This window comes from Bariatricus sp. HCP28S3_D3, assembly GCF_052065755.1.
Classification (GTDB): domain Bacteria; phylum Bacillota; class Clostridia; order Lachnospirales; family Lachnospiraceae; genus Allocoprococcus.
The window spans coordinates 1-15953 of the sequence record NZ_JBQHTK010000022.1; the positions used below are offsets into that span (position 1 = coordinate 1).

13 protein-coding genes, 1 tRNA gene and 1 pseudogene are annotated in these 15953 nt (G+C 40.8%); 12 read left to right on the forward strand and 3 right to left on the reverse strand.

Annotated features, from left to right (window positions below; translation table 11 throughout):
* On the forward strand, positions 1 to 194 hold a 194-nt coding region (locus ACTNB3_RS12525; protein ID WP_441026067.1), incomplete at its 5' end, for a hypothetical protein.
* Positions 195 to 369: 175 nt separating this feature from the next.
* Here ACTNB3_RS12525 and ACTNB3_RS12530 read toward each other — a convergent pair.
* On the reverse strand, positions 370 to 576 hold the full coding sequence (locus ACTNB3_RS12530; RefSeq protein WP_441026069.1) for a helix-turn-helix domain-containing protein: 207 nt from the start codon (positions 574 to 576) through the stop codon (positions 370 to 372).
* 519 nt (positions 577 to 1095) lie between these two features.
* On the opposite strand from ACTNB3_RS12530, the pseudogene ACTNB3_RS12535 reads away from it, so the two are divergent.
* The 10 genes and pseudogenes from ACTNB3_RS12535 to ACTNB3_RS12580 form a co-directional block, all read left to right on the forward strand.
* Positions 1096 to 2057, forward strand: a pseudogene (locus ACTNB3_RS12535) (group II intron maturase-specific domain-containing protein); the annotation flags it as partial.
* A gap of 285 nt (positions 2058 to 2342) precedes the next feature.
* Positions 2343 to 3464, forward strand: coding sequence for a toll/interleukin-1 receptor domain-containing protein (locus ACTNB3_RS12540; protein WP_441026071.1), 1122 nt, complete (start codon positions 2343 to 2345; stop codon positions 3462 to 3464).
* A complete protein-coding gene (locus ACTNB3_RS12545; protein ID WP_441026073.1) occupies positions 3461 to 3694 on the forward strand; it encodes a hypothetical protein in 234 nt (77 codons plus the stop codon). Before ACTNB3_RS12540 ends, ACTNB3_RS12545 begins: the two co-directional genes overlap by 4 nt.
* 113 nt (positions 3695 to 3807) lie before the next feature.
* Positions 3808 to 4167 carry a hypothetical protein gene (locus ACTNB3_RS12550; protein WP_441026075.1) on the forward strand — a complete coding sequence of 120 codons (360 nt, stop codon included), beginning with the start codon at positions 3808 to 3810 and terminating at the stop codon, positions 4165 to 4167.
* A gap of 639 nt (positions 4168 to 4806) precedes the next feature.
* Positions 4807 to 5070 (forward strand): hypothetical protein, encoded by a 264-nt coding sequence (locus ACTNB3_RS12555; RefSeq protein WP_441026077.1) that lies wholly within the window; start codon positions 4807 to 4809, stop codon positions 5068 to 5070.
* Positions 5071 to 5248: 178 nt separating this feature from the next.
* Positions 5249 to 5329 (forward strand) — tRNA-Leu (locus ACTNB3_RS12560).
* A gap of 265 nt (positions 5330 to 5594) precedes the next feature.
* Positions 5595 to 6497 carry an RtcB family protein gene (locus ACTNB3_RS12565; protein WP_441026079.1) on the forward strand — a complete coding sequence of 301 codons (903 nt, stop codon included), beginning with the start codon at positions 5595 to 5597 and terminating at the stop codon, positions 6495 to 6497.
* A 231-nt stretch (positions 6498 to 6728) separates the two neighbouring features.
* Positions 6729 to 7118 carry an RtcB family protein gene (locus ACTNB3_RS12570; RefSeq protein WP_441026175.1) on the forward strand — a complete coding sequence of 130 codons (390 nt, stop codon included), beginning with the start codon at positions 6729 to 6731 and terminating at the stop codon, positions 7116 to 7118.
* 334 nt (positions 7119 to 7452) lie between these two features.
* Complete coding sequence (locus ACTNB3_RS12575) at positions 7453 to 9495, forward strand: hypothetical protein (protein WP_441026081.1); 2043 nt, start codon at positions 7453 to 7455, stop codon at positions 9493 to 9495.
* A 295-nt stretch (positions 9496 to 9790) separates the two neighbouring features.
* Positions 9791 to 10780 carry an IS4 family transposase gene (locus ACTNB3_RS12580; protein ID WP_441026083.1) on the forward strand — a complete coding sequence of 330 codons (990 nt, stop codon included), beginning with the start codon at positions 9791 to 9793 and terminating at the stop codon, positions 10778 to 10780.
* Here the strand turns inward: ACTNB3_RS12580 and ACTNB3_RS12585 are convergent.
* Both ACTNB3_RS12585 and ACTNB3_RS12590 read right to left on the reverse strand, forming a co-directional pair.
* Complete coding sequence (locus tag ACTNB3_RS12585; RefSeq protein WP_441026085.1) at positions 10755 to 11318, reverse strand: transposase; 564 nt, start codon at positions 11316 to 11318, stop codon at positions 10755 to 10757. The genes ACTNB3_RS12580 and ACTNB3_RS12585 overlap by 26 nt on opposite strands.
* On the reverse strand, positions 11309 to 11746 hold the full coding sequence (locus tag ACTNB3_RS12590) for a hypothetical protein (RefSeq protein WP_441026087.1): 438 nt from the start codon (positions 11744 to 11746) through the stop codon (positions 11309 to 11311). The genes ACTNB3_RS12585 and ACTNB3_RS12590 overlap by 10 nt, the downstream gene beginning before the upstream one ends.
* Before the next feature lie 705 nt (positions 11747 to 12451).
* Here ACTNB3_RS12590 and ACTNB3_RS12595 point away from each other — a divergent pair.
* Positions 12452 to 15925, forward strand: coding sequence for an AAA family ATPase (locus ACTNB3_RS12595; RefSeq protein ID WP_441026089.1), 3474 nt, complete (start codon positions 12452 to 12454; stop codon positions 15923 to 15925).
* Positions 15926 to 15953: the final 28 nt, after the last annotated feature.

The following is a 15953-nucleotide window of genomic DNA, read 5'->3' on the forward strand; positions in this document are numbered from 1 at the left end:
ACGGAAATAAAGAAAAAAGATACTCACATATAGCTGGGAACTTGATTGTGAAAATAAAGAAAAAAATACTCACATATAGCTGGGAACTTGTTTATGAAAATAAAGAAAAAAGATACCCAGATATAGCTGGGAACTTGGTTGTGGAAATAAAGAAAAAAAGATACTCAAATATAGATGGGAATTTTATTTTGTGAATAAAGATAAAGGTACCCATATATAGTTGGGAAGCTTATAATCGGCTAAGAATGATTATTATGATACTCATCAAAAAACGAAAGAAATAAAAAGGTCGAGTATTGAGAAAAAAGAGGTCTAGAAAATGCTTATTTTTTCTATTTAAAAATAAAAACATTCCATAAAAGGAATGCCTTATTTTTTGTCTACTCTTCCAAGTAAATAATCTGCAGAGACTTCGTATAAATCACAAAGTGCAACAATATATTCCAATGGAATAGGTCGCTTGTCAGATTCATATTGAGAGTATGTATTCTGTGCGACACCTAAATATTTGGCAACATATTCTTGTGTGTAGTCATTATCCTGCCGTAGGTCACGCATTCGTTCATGGTATTTCATTGTTAATCACCTCACAATACAAAAATAAAGTATGTAAGGTTTGTATATTGAAAAATATCTCAATACGAGATAAAAATTTATCAGGAGGTGTGCGCCAGTTCGGTGCCAAATATATAACTGGTGGGAATCCAGTCTGGTAAGACCTAGCAAGTCGCCAGTACCGAGCCCTTGGAACGCCAAAGGCTAACAATGGTGTTTAAGCGTAGTGCAGGGAACAGGAACGCCGTAATGCGTAAGCGTGAAGTGATTGAGCTTCGTTAGAAATATCGATTGTGTGGGGTGATCTGCTACCTCCTAGGGTCACCAACAAGGATTAGTCGTTAAAGCGAGACTATGAAAACACATCGGAGTCCTAGAGCATGGCATACCTGATATCGTTATATTTGACATACCTGGGAGACCTGGATGGTTCTGACTGTACATGAGACAGTAGGGAGTATCGACCAATGCAATGGTGAGTATGAACGAAATACAAACAAACACATCATGGCAGACAAGGTCAATTACATTTTAGATGCAGACATCAAGGGATTCTTTGATAACTTAGACCATGAGGTGGATGATAAAATTTCTTGAGCATGACATAGCAGATAAGAACTTCATCAGATATATCAAGAGATTTCTGATAGGGGGAGTTATGGAGGATGGTAAGCGACTGGATACAGAAACTGGAACAGTACAGGGCGGGCTGATTTCGCCAGTGCTGGCAAATGTGTATCTGCACTATACCTTAGATACATGGTTTGATTATGTGAAAAAGCATGAGTTTAAGGGAGAAATGCACATGGTACGCTATGCAGATGATTGTGCGCCACGAAGGCAAGAACTTGTGGCATGATGCCAAACAAGTATAGCCATGCTATGTGAATGATGATGGCAGGCCCATCGGAACCGCCATATAGGTGGAGGTTCCAAACCACTCTGAGGTGCTGTAGTCAAAAGCTATGGTACTGAGCGTCAGAGAAAAGGCTGTACAAAACAGTCAGGTGTGGACAGTTGCAATCCGAAATTTTAAGTTTCTGGGCTTTGCATTGGGAAGGAACGGAAGTGGCATCTATGTCCGAGTTCATCCAAAGTCATGGAAGAAGTTTAAGTTGAGGCTGAAAGAGCTATCTTCCCGTAGGTCTGTACAGTCAATCAAGCCAAGCCTTGAGAAAATCAAGGTCTACGCAAGAGGATGGCTTAACTACTATGGAATAGCGAGCATGAAGAATAACATAGACGACATCAATGGATGGCTCTATCACAGAATACGCATGTGTATATGGAAACAGTGGAAACTACCCAAAACAAAGAAGAGAAACCTTATTAAAATGGGTATACCTGAATACTATGCATGTATGGCGGCTAACAGCCGAAAAGGACATTGGTTCTGCGCCAACCTTACAACGGTAAAGCGAGCCATGTCAAAAGAAAGACTGATAAACGGTGGCTTTTGCGATTTAGCCACAGCCTATCAGTCTGTGCACGTCAACTATTGAAACCGCCGTGTACCGAACGGTACGCACGGTGGTGTGAGAGGACGGGAGTTAATCACTCCCTCCTACTCGATCGAACGAAAGATACAATATGAATATAATCTAAACATGAATTCTACAAGCAGATAAATTCAAAATAACATATAGTTTTCAGTACAGTTTCTTTTATAATTATCTAAAGTAGGGAATTTTTCTTTCTGATTTTTGGGAAAAACACTTGACGAAATACATTTGTAAGAAAATAATAAAATTAGAGACATATTATTGAGATGCTTATTGTAGGAGAACATGATGGAACCATTGGTGTCAAAATATATAAAAACCGATTTTGGTATGAAAGAAATAAGTGTTTTTCATGAAGATATTTGTAATCTACAGAAAAACATTGATGTGTTGGTGCTTTCGGCTTTTAAAGAGGCATATGCACCTGTGGAAGGGTCAGTAATAGGAGCAATTTGGAAGCAGTATAATATTAACGTTGAAGTGTTGGCAATGCATCCTACCATAGATTTGAGAAACATTTGTGGTGTTTGGATATCAAAACAGTTTAAATCAAGTGCATACTTTAACCGTATTGCGTGTGTGGAAATCAAACGCAACAGAGACGAATTGATTAATACTCAGGTAAAAACAAACATTTTCTCTGCTATTAGATCATTATTTTATGCTTTGATGATTGCCTCTGTTAATAATATTCCAATAGAAACAATTGCAATTCCTGCAGTTGGGGCAAATGCACAGAATTTGGAAATGGATATTATTATGCCCCCGCTATTATGTGAGTGTATTAGCTTTCTAAAACAATGTAGAAGTGTTAAAAATATAATTCTATATGAAACATCACCATCTAAAGCGTTTGAGATGGCTAAGATGGTGGAAGGTAGTTACAAACTTCTAGATTACGAAGAACAAAATGAGGAATCAAGTGTATTGAGTGATGTTGATGAGAACGAAATCTTCTCTACGATGAGTAAAGTGGCCACTAAACCGGATGGGCCTATTATATTCATTAGTTATTCATCAAAGGACTACGATATCATGATTAAGGTTAACCAAATGCTTGAAATGAGGGGAATTAGGACATGGTTTGCGCCTAGAGATATAATTCTTTCTTCTTATGCTACAAGTATTGTAAAAGGAATCAAGAATGCTGATTATTTCTTGGTGATACTGAGTGAAAGCAGCATGCAATCGCGCCATGTTATGAATGAATTAGATTTAGCTTTTTCTGAATTAGAAAGTGAAAATAGATTAATTCCAGTGAAGATTGATCAAGCAGAAATGAATGATGCTTTTAGATATTATCTATCTAGACTGGAATGGTACCAGCTGAGATTACATCCTAATGGAACAAATCTTACTGCGTTAGAAGATATTATTGCACGTTTTAGCGAGGATACACAACAATGAAGAATAATAAGGTGTCAGAATTACATATGATTTCTGAACGATTTGAAGAGATTGTTCGAGACTATTCTAACTTAATCGGGGATTGGCCTTCTACAAGTCAACAAGCATTTTTACAACATCTTCAAGTAACTGAAAAGATGATAAAAGAACAAATTCAACTTTTGGAAGAGTATGAGAGAATTAGTATGGACGACATAATAGATTTTACGGTAGATATTCCCAAAAAGTGATCCCCCTTATTCAGGACTAGAAGAGTGTATTAAAATTATTATGTCAAATTTTATGACTAATTGTGAGATATAGTTTTTCATAAGTGGAGTGTGTTCTAAAGGGAGGAATGAGAATGAGTGTTTTTAATCAAGACATGGCAATTGAACAGATCCGTGCTGGGCTTGGTGTGTTAGCAATACCAGAAGGGATTACAGAATTATCTAGAGATTTTGCGCTTGTTTTTGATTGGATGCCCGAGAAGATGTGTCAATGTTCATCTAGAGAGATTAGAATTCCAAGTACTGTTCAAACAATAAACGGAATCACATTGACAGAGTATGGTCCCGATCAAGCACCGGTAAAACGATTTAAAAAAATAACGGTTGCGAAAGAAAATCCATATTATACGGATATGGATGGAGTGCTGTTTACAAAGGAGTTGAAACGCCTTATTTGTTATCCGTGTGGATCTTCTAAAAAAAATGCCAAATGATAGTATGAGTGATGAGGAGTTAGGGCTCCTAGCACCATGGAACGAAAATGTAAAAGCTGAGATTGAATGCAGAGCAGAAAACTCAAACCAATGATCAATTATATGTGAATTGTCAAGGTACTCCGGTTACTGAAAAGTAGCCGGATATTTTTCTGTCAACGGCTAAAATTTAAGCGCTTACGAATAACCGGATCAATAGATTTTCTCCCAATATTGGAATAATACGGGGCAGCCTTTTCGTATATGAAATCAAAGTTTACACAATTATTAATCTGTCTTAGGAGATGGTTCTCTGGAATCATAGAATCTATATCAAGGATTACCATCTGGATTTGTCCGCTTTGTCTTCCCATCATGAAAAAAGTGACCTCCTATAATTGATATAATAAGTATACCATATAGAAGGCCATTTTTCTTAGTTTGTCAACAGATTCTTTTCTTCAGTCTTGATGATGTAATGAGGGGGGTATTATTTTGGTCTTCTATCAATAGCTTTTTTTGAATGATGAATGTAAACGAGGAGTTTCAAAAACATTTGTTTTTTCGGAAGAAAGGTTTCATTCCTGGTGAGGATTGAGGATATTTGAAAGTTCATTTGCCCTGTAGAATTAAGCCATAAAACAAAGGAGAGAAACGCATATGGATGAAAAGGCAATCGTCAGACAACGTTCAACAACAATGGAGATTCTGGTAAAAGAGATATTCCTTAAGGACTTTACATGGGATGACCATGCGGAATTCTTTGTATGGGACAAGGGTGAGCTTCAAGAGGAGTTCAGACAGTATATGTTGGATCGCTTTGAGGGCGGTGAAGTACGTTTGAAAAAGGTCGAAGACAGAATCACTGAGAATGAGAAGACTCGGCTCGGGATGCTGGAGATTGACCTTGGACTGGCAAATTAAGAAGTCTGAAACTTATAACCTCATAGGAAAGCTGGAACGAGTTTCATCCTTCTGAAAATACGGTTTCAGAAATTATATTATATGTTGCTTTTTGAAATTCGCGTGCCAATATAAAATAAACATGTAAACAAACAACAACAGTCAACAGCTAAAGCCGGATTTGATCCGGCTGCGGCAAGCGCGAGTGGTGGAAGGGAATACACATCCGGCTTAGAACCGGAGCCGTAAAGGCAAGAGGGTTCAAATCGCTCCTCGCGTACGGATATCCGATGAATATGGATATCTGTGGCAGCTATTCGGATTTACTTCTTTTTTGGCGGGCTATGTGAGTTCGAATCTCACCAGGACTGGAAAATGTTCTGCAGCTCAATGGTAGAGCGCCTGCCCCTGTGGATAAAAATAATCCGGAGATATCGCCACGAACAGGATTTCCAGCTAACGGGTCTTACTTCTTAACTTTTTGATTATGGTAAAAGGTCCGTGATTACGGAAATTCTTTTTCAGGAATAAAGGAGGATACAACTATGAAGACAATTATAGGAGAATATGCACAGGCGTTAATTTATACAGATTTGGTGGAGGATTCTGCACTCGAGCAGATCAAGACTATTTGTGATCAGCCGTTCACGGAGAACTGCAGAATCCGTATTATGCCGGATGTGCATTCTGGTTCCGGATGTGTAATTGGTTTTACTGCAGATCTTGGGCAACTGCTGATCCCTAATATCGTCGGAGTGGATATAGGCTGTGGTATGCTCACGGTAGAACTTGGAAATACAAAAATTGATTATGAAGAACTTGACCGAATCATCCGTGAGAAGATTCCGACTGGAATGAATGTTTATGATGAGTCGGTTGTGGAATTTCCGAAATTGCAGGAATTGTACTGTTACAATGAATTGAAAAATCTGGGCTGGATTAAGGCAAGCATTGGAAGCCTTGGTGGCGGTAATCATTTTATCGAGGTTGATGTGGATGATACAGGTCATCATTATCTGGTGATCCATACCGGTAGCAGAAATCTTGGAAAGCAGGTTGCGGAATATTATCAACAGCTTGCATATGATACGCTTTGTGGAAAATATCATCAGCAGGAACGTAGAGAACAGCTGATTGCAGAATATAAGGCTGCAGGAAGAGAACATGAACTTTCCGAGGCGCTTCGCAACTTTAACAGCCAGGTTGAGGGCAACAAGATTCCGAAAGAGCTCTGTTACCTGACCGGACAGAACAGAGATGCATATCTGCATGATATGAAGATTTGTCAGGAGTTTGCCATAGAGAATCGCAGGACGATTGCTGATCGGATTCTGTTTTCTCTTACTGGGAAAATGCTCGATGATTATGCCTGGTTTCAGACGGTGCATAATTACATTGATCATGTGCAAATTCCGGCTCATCTGAGCGTGGATTCCGCTACAAGCTGAACATTGACTCCGGTTCAATCTGATCTGCTTTCCGCCATTAACTGATCAGTAGCACCCCCATCATCAGTATCAATGACAAGGGCTAAAGCCGGCATAAATGCCCCATTGACACTGTTTCTGGTCGTGCTTTATGGATAATCAAGCAGAACAAAGAGTTGTTCTGCCGACACATACTTATCCAGACCATTTGATCAGTTTATTCCGGAACATTGATCCGTTGATTTGGAACGAGTGCACAGTTTAAGCGGAATATGCAATCATGAATCCAACATTATCAGAAAAGGCGCTGTTTCTGCGAAGAAGGGTGAAAAACTTTTGATTCCAATCAATATGCGTGATGGAAGCCTGATCTGTGTTGGTAAGGGCAATGAAGAATGGAACTATTCTGCACCACATGGCGCCGGAAGATTGTTCAGCAGATCAGCCGCCAGAAAAACATTTTCGCTGGAGGATTATTCTGCAGCAATGGATGGGATTTTTACAACCTCTGTTTCGGTAGATACCATCGACGAATGTCCGATGGCCTACAAGCCGATTGATGCCATTCTGGAAAATATTACATCAACCGTAGAAGTGGTAGGAATCATCCGGCCGATTTTCAATTTCAAAGCAGGAGAATAGTTTCAAAAACTGTTTCTTCCTGCTGAGAATACGAAAAATGCTGAAACTGTAACGACGCTGTATTCTTATATCAACAGTTAACCAAGACACAAAACACATGTGGCAGCTATTCGGGTTTACTTCTTTTTACATCAGGAGCAGGTGGTGTGGGTTCGAATCCCACTGGGACAGGCAGCTGCCCTGTAGCTTAAATGGCAGAGCACCTTTTAAGAATTCAAGAATTTCGCCACAACACTGATTCACAGCTAACGGGCCTTACTTCAAACTTTTGGGATAGTAGAAGATCCGCAATATCGTGAATCATCTGTAGAGTATAATTGCAGGAGGAAAAGAAATGAAGGCAATCTTTAAAGACTATTTATTCAATCATGGGATTCTTGTAAACGAAGCATCCGAGAAGAGCGATGCTGCTTTTGAATCAAGATTTGCGCTTGCAAAATTATTTAATATCCGTATCACTGAAGGTCAAGATTTGGTCACCACAGAGATGATCTGCTATGCCGGTGAGCAGTTGGGGCAGAATGTATCGGAGCCGTTTTACAGAGGTTTCCCGGAAAGTGTCAGAAAGCTTACTTCTGAGCAGAAACTTTTTGATCAGATGTTGCATTATGCACATACCTATGGCATGGGCGCTTTCTCTGAACAGGGACATTCCATGCTTGAGGATTTCATCAAGAGAGATGTATTTAACGAAAAATGTGAAATTCGTGATTTCTCTGTGATCACTGAAGAAGCTGCGGTTGTAAAACTTGCAGAGTATGTGGGGAATCTTCTTGCCGGAACAAGACCGGTAAACGATAATCAGTACGAATTTATCTGTGAGTATATCTGTGAATATGATTATCAGGTGAAGAACTGTGCATCCAAAAACATGGCGATCAAGCTCCTGCTTGAATTCAGGAATGTGCATTATGCGGATTTTATTGCTATGTCCGATGTGATTAAACTAGTAGATGAGATGAATTATCGCCTTTATGACAATGAGAACATCAGAGCCTTGAATCTTAAGAATCAGGATCGCAAGTTTATCACGGGTGTTATTAATCATCTTTTCCATGCAGGAACCTGTGACCTTAGATACTGCTTTGAAAAGAAGGCAGTATGGAACGGTTTATTACATCATATTCATTATCATCCAATCAATGAAATCGCGGCACAGTTCGTACAGTGTATGAGAGGGAAGGAAAACTTCTCGGTATATGCAGAGTTTGAAAGGGCAATGACTGCAAATGATATCCGCGAGGCGGTAATGGCCTTAAAGAAGGGTAAAGGAAGTGGTGCTGTGCTCCGAAACATGAATTACATCTTAAGCAGATGCGAATCAGTGGAAGATGTTCAGTTCGTAATGGAACACATAGAATCCTCCAATGGTATCGTCCTTATCCAGCTTCTTATGGAGTATGCAACCTACAGGGCCGATGCTACCCGCAGAACCTTTAAGTTCACTAGACATAATAAGCTAGTCGTTCATGAGGAAACTGATGCGGAAATGCTTGCAAGACAATCGAAAATCTCTGAGAAGACAGTTGCACTTCTCTGCGAAGCAATCAAGAACAATCTTCGCAAAGTTTATGTCGGTAAGCTGGGTAAAATTTATATTGATCCAGCAATGAAAAATATAGCACTGCCGATGCAAGAAGCATCTTCTTCCAGTGGTTATGGAATCCTTCCGAGAGGATCCAGACTTCATATCGAGGAAGGAAAGAAAGTCAGAGCATTCACCTACTGGGAAAAAGTCCACGATATCGATCTTTCTGTAATCGGCATCCGGGCTGATGGTTCCCAGATCGAGTTTTCATGGAGATCTATGTGGAACAGGCAGTCCGATGCTATCATCTATTCCGGTGATGAAACTTCTGGTTACAATGGTGGTTCTGAGTATTTTGATCTTGATATCAGTAGATTCAGAGTGAAATATCCGGATGTGGAATACCTTGTATTTTGTGACAACGTCTATTCTGGTACGACATTTGATAAATGTATCTGCAGGGCGGGTTACATGCTTCGTGATGTTAAAGATTCCGGACAGGTATATGAGCCGAAGACGGTAAAGACTTCATTTACGATTGACTGCAACAGCAGATTCGCTTACTTATTTGCCATTGACCTTGCTGCAAATGATTTCATCTGGCTCAATGTAGATAGAGAAAGTTCGGCGGCAGTAGCAGGAACAACACGCTTTGGGTTCCTTATGGCATACTTTGATGTGACATCTGTGATGAATATGTATGAATTCTTCTCCATGCTGGGAGATGAAATTGTCAACGATGTTGCAGATGCAGAAATCATTGTTACTGATCGGACGGTCGAGAGCGCAGAAGGTGTTGAGGTGATTAGAAGCTGCGATACCGAACGAATTCTGGCTCTTATGAATTGATAAAGACCTTAGTTGGCAAAGCTGAGAAAAATCAGAGTTGTCGACTGGGAAAAGGAAAGAGGGTGATAATCAAAAAATAGAATTATCAGGAGGTGCAGTCACGCAATGTCATTTACTTAAAGGATTCATGCCGAAAATCGGCATGGATCCTTTTTTAACCTGTAACTCAAAAAAATGAAAAAAGGCTTGACAAAACCTCCAAAATGTGCGGCCTTTTCTGAATACCTCAGAAAAGGCCAATTAATCAAGAAACTATATCTTTTGATATTTACTTGATTAAGGGAGGTAAACCATTATGAATTATTCTAAAGCTGTTAAAGCTACACTTCTTGCTTCAATTAATGATCTTGCTGCTAATCCTGAAAAATACGCAGTTCAGCCCGGCAAGGATTTCACTCGCAACCGAAAAATAGGATTCAGAGATTTTCTGCTCCTCTTTCTCACAATGGAAGCGGATTCCATTAAAGAAGAGCTGTACCGTTATTTCGGACGGGTAAAGGAGGCTCCATCAAAAGCCGCTTTCTATAAACAGCGCAAAAAACTCAAATCCGATGCCCTGCGTCACCTGCTCATTTTATTTGAGCAAAAATGTAAAAAGAAGCTTTTTAATGATAAATATCGTTTGGTTGCCTGCGACGGTTCAGCAGTTGATATTTTCAGAAATCCTGATGATAAAGATACTTTTTTTGAACCGAACGGGAAATCTACCAGGGGATTTAATCAGATCCACATCAATGCTTTCTTTTCCATCCTTGATAAGAAATTTACAGACCTCCTCGTTCAGCCGGCAAGAAAACGCAACGAATACAAAGCTTTCTGTCAGCTGGTTGACCGGGCACAGGATGATGGGATTCCCAACATTTATATATGCGACAGGGGATACGCTTCCTATAATGATTTTGCACATGTCATGGAAAAAGGTCATTTTTTCCTGATCCGGTGCACAGACCGGAAAACAGAAAAAATACTGGGGTTTCCACTTGATGATGTCAGGGAACTTGATCTTCACGTTGACCGCATACTGACGAGATCGAACGCAAAGAAAAAGCGGCTTCATCCTGAGTATCCTGACAGATACCGATATATCTGTCAGGAAGTTCCAATGGACTTTATCACCGATGAACAGCCGGAATATAATATCTCACTGCGTGTGGTCAGGATTGAAATTACAGATGGCTGTTTTGAAAATATCATTACTAATCTTCCGGATATGGAGTTTGACATTGAAGATTTCAAGGAGTTATATCATCTCAGATGGGCTATAATACCGATATCGGTATTATAGCCCATCTGCTATAGTATAGAAGTTTAATCCGTTCGGGTGGGAATTCCTCTGACGGCAGATTGGTTACAATACATTCATAAGAACTGTCAGACAGGGGAAATCTTACGATCCGGAACGTTAGATCATAAGTGTCCAGGGAACCATATGTAACATAATCGAAAGAAGCATTTACATCCACATAGCGCTTATAAAAGCCTTCTTTGATCGGTATCTTCTTTTTATGGCTGCGAACAAGGGTGACATTTACTTGAAAATCAAAGGAATCTGTATCCGGGAAATCAAAGTTTCCAACAAGTCCTTTCGAGTGAATGTCTTTTGTGCGGAAGAGGAAATACTGGCCTTTTTCCAGTACATGTGCCATGTTGTTATAGGAGCAGTACCCTCTGTCACCAATGAAGACATCTTTCGTACCAGGAATCAGATTGTGGCGGTCAACTATGTCACAGAAAGCCCGAAATTCATCCTTATGATGAACCGCCTGAATCAGGGCATCCGTATAAGTATGCTTCTGAAGGTCATAAAGAGCATTCAGGTGCATGCTGAAGAATCCTTTTGCAGAATGTCCTTCTGAGACGAAGTATTCAGGGGAGAAAAGGAAAGCTTGCTGAAATAAGTAAAGGTGGAGCCATCCGCAGCAAGAAAACGATAGTCAGATGGCTTTTCCGAGGAGAATACAGAAGAGTTGAATAGCTGGAAAACCGTTTCCAGTGCTTCTGGTTTTAGTTTTGTACGCTGCTGGTTAAAAGCAGAGGCAGATGGAGCATTTGAATCCAGACCAAAGAAATCGAGAAGTTCCAGTCTGGTGCTGGAAGAGCCACAGGAGGCCATGAAAGAAATGAGCCTGGCAGCTCCCATCTTCCTGTTGCGGGTCAGATCCCTGTCTGGGTTCACTGCATAGAGTGAAATATTGGATGCAACATGATTGACGGCATCTGAAAAAGCAACTTTAATTGATTCGTGCGACATAAATGTGTACCTCCTTGAATCGAAAAATATATATTCAATTCAAGGGCCGCTTTCGCTACTTTAAAGCAATCAGCAGCGAAAGCGGCCGCACATTTGGGGCTGTTTGTCAACCCCTATTTTTAAATTTTTGGTTATACCCCCTGGCAGGGGATGACCTCTTGAGTTAACTAAATGACATTGGATTTGACCGTTCCGGAAATAGAATTCTATTGCGGGCATATCGCAGGGATATTTCTGTAGAATTTGAACGCATTGTTATGAAAATGACCGAGCCTGATAGAAAGAATCGGTTTCAATTAACGGAGGACGTTCTGCTGGTATTGGAAAATTATCAAAAGGATGGTCTTGTAAAAAGAATCAAGCTGTACTTCCTTTCGAAACGCAGAATCCGCGTTTTTTTATTGGATTCGGGAGCGAATGAAATCTTTCAGGCTTTTCCAATCAAATTAAGGGAATCTGCAGATCATACAGTGTTCCTGTGAACTATTTTCATTTGCAAAACCAAGATGGTGCGATAACTTAAAGACATTGAAAAGAAGAGTATAGGAAATGTTTGATAACGATGAAGCAATGTTTTTATAGCCAAAAAGTCGTCTATATGTTAAAATAAATCTGTATATGATTGCGTAAGATGGTATCAGGAATATTGACGTGTGTGACTGGCTGCCTCAGAACAATCAATGATATATGAGAAGAGGTGTTGGTTTGGAAACAAATTCATTTCAGATTAAGATTGAATTTCAGAACGGATCGGATGCGCTCGAGGATCTCAGAAAAAAAATGATCCTGTCGCAGATGATTGAATACATGAACGGCGAGTATGATATCACCCTTCTGTCTAAAAGCTCTAACGGATGTGTGATTACAATTAAGGGAATTTCCGAATCGGAAATGAAGGAAAAGTTGATTCCGCGTCTAAAAGACCGTGCTGGTGATTACGACTTCAGATTCTTTCTCAGAACAGAGACTGCGGGGAGAAGTCAGCAAAATGAAAGCGTAGAACAGACGTCTACAAAAGTGGAGAGCAACGTTGAGTCTGAGACTTCAGAGGAAGAACTGGCAGAAAAACAGAGAGATGAGCGAGAAGAAAAACAGCAAGACGATGGCAATAGATTTGCCGATATTTTAAATGCAATTAGTGGTGGAAACACTGCTGAGGGTGGATTGGATTTTGATTTTGGAACCGGACGGAATAATTCGGAGTCGGATGCAATGTCAAAAATCCATTCATTGGTCGGTGTGGAGGCATTTCAGGCTTTATGTGATGAACTTCATCGGATGGCTCCGGTACTTCGTGGGTTTAAGGAGAACAATTTTATCCAGAGAAACGCGTTCCTGTTTTCTATTGATGATGGGTATGGCTTTCATACCGTGATTTCCTCCTTGGCGAATATGCTGAATCAAGATAAGCTGATGAATATCAGCGGGATGATGGAGATGCAGGTTCCGTCTGATCTGGATGAGCAGATGAAATTTGATGAATACCTTTCGGTCATTCTGAAGCAGATAAAAGGAAATGGAAATTCCCAGGGATATGTGATCAATGTGGATGTTTCGGAATGCTATGGAGTATTAAAAACACCAAACTATTCGAAGCTTCTGAAGGCTTTAAAGAGTCTGGATACAAACCTTTATGTTTTCAGGGTTCCGTTCCTGGAGAGCAAACTGTTAAAGCAGACGACAGATATTCTTTCTGACATCTTTTATATCAAGACTGTACCGTTTGCACCGATGAGTTTTGATGATCTGCTGGTTTGCGGAAAACGATATTTGAAAAAGTATGATCTGGAGTTGGATAATTCCTGCATTCCGATTGTTGAGCAGATGGTTGCGGATGAAAAGCGGGACGGCCGTTTTTATGGAATCGTGACCATGGAAAAAGTCATGGATCAGGTGATCTATGAGAAGGTAAAAAATGGTTCCGCTGATCCGGTTATAAGGATAGAAGATATTAAAACATTGGATAACGATGAAGAACAGCAGGAAATCACGGCAGATGAGGAATTACATCGTCTGATCGGGATGGGGGATGTTGCGCGTCAGATTGAAGAGGCTGTCCGTACAATTGAATATACATTGCAGAATGCAAAGACAGCAAAGCCTGCAATCCATATGAGATTCGTTGGGAATCCTGGTACTGGAAAGACTACAGTAGCCCGAATCCTCGGTAAAATGCTCAAGGAGCGCGGAATCCTGCGCAAAGGAACTTTCTATGAGTATTCTGGTGGAGATTTTATGGGACGTTATGTGGGATCAACAGTCCCTAAGGTAAATGGAATCTGCAGGGACGCATATGGCGGTGTCCTTTTTATTGATGAGGCATATACACTGGCGGTGGATGAGGAGCATGGCTCTGATTCGTACCGGAAAGAGGCAATCAATACACTGATTGCTGAAATGGAAAACCATAGAGATGATATGGTTGTGATCATGGCCGGCTATAAGGACGAAATGGACGATCTGCTGCGTTCCAATCCGGGCTTTGTATCCAGAATGCCATATGAAATTCGTTTTGATAATTATTCAAAGGAACAGTTGTCCCAGATATTCTTTATGGATGCCAGTCGGGATTTTGTTTACGGAGAAGAGTTTGAAAAACGAGTAAAAGAGTATTTCTCAACTTTGCCGAATAATATCTACTATAGCCCAACGTTTGCTAATGCCCGGTTTGTAAGAAATCTTTTTGAAAGAACCATGAGCAAGGCAATCACCAGAGCACAGTTGTCCAAACAGAAACTGATGACGTTGCTCCCGGTGGATTTTGAGGAAGCGGTTGAAGAAATAAATGCAGGAGCTGCCGGGGCTATGTCATTTGGCAAGGATAAATCCGGCGTGATGATGTTTAATGAGGAACGGGTAAAGCTTTCCTTTGCAGATGTTCGCGGAGAAGATGAGGCGAAAGAATTGTTGCAGGAGATGGTGGATTACCTGAAAAATCCGAAGAAATATCAGGAGCGCAATGCCAGAATACCGCACGGTGCACTGCTTTACGGACCTCCGGGAACAGGAAAAACAATGCTTGCAAAGGCTGTGGCCGGAGAGGCTGGAGTACCGTTCCTTTCGATTGGCGGCGGTGATCTGGGATATGATTATCATAGTTCCGGAAAGGAGAAGGTGCGATCGCTTTTTGCAAAAGCCAGAAAGATAGCGCCATCCATTGTATTTATCGATGAGATAGATGCGGTCGGAGGAAACAGAAATTACGGCGGGGCAAACAGTGAGACGCTAATTCAGCTCCTGACAGAACTGGATGGATTTGATGAGTCCAGTGAAGTGATCATTCTGGCAGCGACCAATCGACCGGAATATCTGGATCCTGCATTGAAAAGACCGGGAAGATTTGACCGGGAAGTACCGGTACAGCTTCCGAATCTGTTAGGGCGAATGGACATACTATCTCATTATCTCGAATCAGTACCGCATGAGACAGATATTGATTTGAACAAGGTGGCAAGACTCGCGGCTGGATCATCCGGTGCAGAACTCCGCAATATTGTTAATGAGGCAAACTTAAAGGCACTCAGAGAAAATCGGGAGAGTGTTTCGCAACATGACCTCGAGGAAAGTATTGATGTCATCTCTATGGGATATGTTACCAAGAATAAGATCATGAGTGATCATGAAAAGTGGGTGACATGCTACCATGAGATTGGACATGCTCTGGCTGGTGCATTGCAGAGTCATTCAGCACCGGTTGAAAAGATTACTGTGGTTCCGAGAACAAGCGGAGCTTTGGGATTTGCACAGCAGCTGGAGACACAGCCTTCTGTGATGGCCACAAGGACTGAAATGGAAAATCGCATTGTTACTATTTGCGCAGGCCGTGCAGCGGAAGAGGTGCATTTCCATGAAATCACAACAGGTGCATCAAACGATATCGAGAAAGCAACCATGATTGCCAGAGAAATGGTGGCTCGTTATGGTATGACAGATGAGTTCGATATGGTATGTCTGGAAAAAACGCAGGGAGGTTTTCTTGGAGGCGGAGTTTCTCAGGCATGCAGTGAAACCACAGCGTCTGCGGTCGATCAGAAGGTAATTGAAATCGTCCGGACGCAGCATAATAAGGCAGTGGAGCTGCTGAAAGAATATGAGAATAAACTGAATGAACTGGCTGAGTTCCTGTATAATGAGGAAACCATCAGTGGAGATCAGTTTATGGAAATCCTTAACAGGTAAATTATAGTGTTCTATATGTAGTTATCAT